The organism is Streptomyces sp. HSW2009, from assembly GCF_040240285.1.
Classification (GTDB): domain Bacteria; phylum Actinomycetota; class Actinomycetes; order Streptomycetales; family Streptomycetaceae; genus Streptomyces.
Genome location: NZ_JBEHZD010000789.1, coordinates 1 through 2,759, shown reverse-complemented (window position 1 = coordinate 2,759; position 2,759 = coordinate 1). Strand labels below are relative to the sequence as shown.

The following is a 2,759-nucleotide window of genomic DNA, read 5'->3' as shown; positions in this document are numbered from 1 at the left end:
GGAGCCCGTCGCGTGGGCGCGGAGTTGTGTATACGAGACCGGCTCCTGCGCCGCGTACGGCCCCGGCGGGGCAGGCGGCGGGCGCCGCTGCTGGCCGGCGTGTTGGCGGTGGCGCTCGTGCTTGGCGCCGGCACGGTGTGGACGCTGCGGCAGATCGCCGGCTTCGACTCCGACGACGCGCACCCGCGGTCGGACAACGCGGCCGACTCCTGGCAGCCGTGGCGGATCGGCCTGCGGGACGCGGCCGGCCTGCCGGCGGCGGGCGACGGCGCCAAGCTCACCTTCTGTAGCTACGGGAAGGGCGCCCTGTACTGCGCCCAGCAGGGCATCGCCGCGGCCAGGATCGACCCGCGCCGCGGCCGGCTGCTGTGGTCGACGCACCGCACGGGCCGCCCCGCCCCGACCGACGACGCACCCGGCGCGGACCCGGCGGCGGCCCCCGCCACCGACCCGTACGCCGCGACGGATACGGCGGATGCGACGGATACGGCGGACGCGACGGGTGTGACGGACGTGGGTGACACGGGCAACGCAGGCGCCGCGGGCGACGGCACCACAACCGGAACCGGAACCGGAACCGAAGGCGAGCGCGGCGACGAGACGGCCGGCACGCCGTCGGCCCCGGTCTTCGCCGGCGGACTGGTGCAGACGCTGTCGCCGGACGGCAAGCGGCTGACCGCCCGCGACCCGAGGACCCGCAAGCAGCGCTGGACCCGCGACGTGTCCGCGTACGCCGGCCGGGTCTACCACGCGGGCGACTCGGTGCTGTTGGTCTCCGCCGACTCCACGGTCACCGCCATCGACGCGGCCACCAACGAACGGCGCTGGAGCCACCCGCTGACCGGCCACGCGCTGCCGACGTTCGTCGCGTACGGCACGGGCGAGGTCGCGTACGCGCTGACCACCGCGCCGGACGGCTCGAACACGCAGGTCAGCGCGGTCGATCCGACGACGGGCGACGTCCGCTGGACCCACCGGCTGCGCGGCACGCTGATGCCGGTGGGCGCGGACCGGGACGGGGTCGTCAGGTTCACCGCGCCCGATCTGGAGCAGCGCGCGCCGGCGGTCGTACGGTACGACCCGGCGCGCCGGGAGGAGCGCCGCGGCAAGCTGGCGGCGCCGCTGCCGACGTCGAGCGTGGCGGTCAGCGACGAGGTCGTCTATCTGCACGGCTACGACGGGGGGTTGGTCGCCGTCGACACCAGCGCGGGCGCGGCCAGGCCCCGCCCGTGGCGCCTGGAAACCTCGGTCAGCAATGCGTCGCCGCTGGTGGCGGCCGGCGACCGGCTCTACTTCTCGGCCGCCGACGGCCGTCTCATCGCGGTCGACGCGGTAGCCGGCCGCCTCCTCGGCCAGACCCCGCCCCGCCCCGGCCGCGCCACGACGGGCTTCGTGGAGCACGTACCGGTCCCGGTGGCGGCCGAAGGCAAGGTCTTCGCGGCGGCCCCGGACGGCACGCTGTTCGCGGTGGATGACCGGGTGCCGTCCCGTTGGTAGAGGGCGGCCGGCCCGCCCTTGGTTGCCGGGGGCGGGTTAATCGGTCGGCGTTCGATCAGATGCTCACAACGTGTGACCAATTCCTCACGGAATTCCGCGTTCGGGGCTAGGATTCCACGTCAGAGGCCATACCAACGAGCTTGTCGCAGCGGGAAGTTGAACGGCGCATGAGTGATGGCGAGCCCCGAAAGGGGACAGCGGGATCGGATGGGGCGGCGTACTTCGGCGAAGAGGTGCGGGCGCTACGTGAGTCACTGGGCCTGTCGCAGGACCAGTTCGCGATCAAAATCCACTACAACCAACCGCAGATCAGCAGGGTCGAGTGCGGTGCGGTCCTCGCGTCCGCGGCGTTCGCGGAAGCTGTGGACAAGGCGGCGGGCACACCAGGCACGTACCTGCGCATGCGGAACAGACTAGCCAAGCAGGGACACCCGATCTGGTTCCTGCCGTACGCCACGGTCGAGAAGATTGCTCGGTCGATCTCGGGCTACTCCAACTCATTCCTCATGGGCTTGGTGCAGACCCGACGCTATGCCGAGGCAGTGATTCGCGCCGCGTACCCACGTGTCACCGATGCCGAGATCGAAGCCCAGGTCGAAACCCGACTGGCACGCCAAGAGATCATGAAGCAGGAGTCACCCCCGCTGCTGTGGATGATCGCCCATGAAGCCGCACTCCGAACCGAGGTGGGCAGTCCCGAGATCATGGCGGAGCAGCTCACGCGCCTTGCAGACGACGCCAGTTCGCCCCATGTGAATGTGCAGGTTCTGCCGAACGATGCAGGAGCCCCGGCGGCCAAGGTCTCGTTCATCCTCGTGGACCGGGACCAGCCCGAACCCAAGTTGTACAGCGAGCCGTTCGGGTACGGGCATCTGACTCAAGACCCGGAAACGCTCCGCGAGGCAGGCGCGACGTACGATCGGCTGCGAGCCTCGGCTCTTTCGCCAGAGCGCTCGATCCAGCTCATCCGTCGAATCGCTAAGGAGTTCTCGACATGACGGAACAGGTATGGGTGAAGTCGTCCTACAGCGGCGGCGACGGTGGCGAGTGCATCGAGTGGGCTCCCAACCACGCCGCAGTGACCGGCGCCGTCCCGGTCCGCGACAGCAAGGACCCGCACGGCCCGGCGCTCCACTTCGACACGGCGGCCTGGACCGCCTTCGTCACGGACGTCAAGGCCGGCAACTTCACCGCCTGACCCATCCCCGTACGCCAGAGCCCCCGCCCCGCGCAGACCCATCGCACGAGCGGGGGCTCTGGCG

General features: G+C 71.1%; 3 protein-coding genes. All 3 read left to right on the top strand.

The window, feature by feature from the left end; genetic code table 11:
• A partial coding sequence (locus AAHZ94_RS32165) for an outer membrane protein assembly factor BamB family protein (protein WP_349997243.1) occupies positions 1-1,497 on the top strand: 1,497 nt, incomplete at its 5' end.
• A 167-nt stretch (positions 1,498-1,664) separates the two neighbouring features.
• The gene (locus AAHZ94_RS32160) at positions 1,665-2,495 is read left to right on the top strand and encodes a helix-turn-helix domain-containing protein (protein ID WP_349997242.1); all 831 of its coding nucleotides are present in this window, start codon (positions 1,665-1,667) and stop codon (positions 2,493-2,495) included.
• Positions 2,492-2,695, top strand: a complete 204-nt coding sequence (locus tag AAHZ94_RS32155) for a DUF397 domain-containing protein (RefSeq protein WP_349997241.1) — start codon at positions 2,492-2,494, stop codon at positions 2,693-2,695. Before AAHZ94_RS32160 ends, AAHZ94_RS32155 begins: the two co-directional genes overlap by 4 nt.
• Positions 2,696-2,759: the final 64 nt, after the last annotated feature.

What these genes read in the sequence shown, in the direction of transcription:
- AAHZ94_RS32160 (WP_349997242.1), top strand. Translation starts at nt 1,665, where the DNA reads ATGAGTGATGGCGAGCCCCGAAAGGGGACAGCGGGATCGGATGGGGCG.
- AAHZ94_RS32155 (WP_349997241.1), top strand. Translation starts at nt 2,492, where the DNA reads ATGACGGAACAGGTATGGGTGAAGTCGTCCTACAGCGGCGGCGACGGT.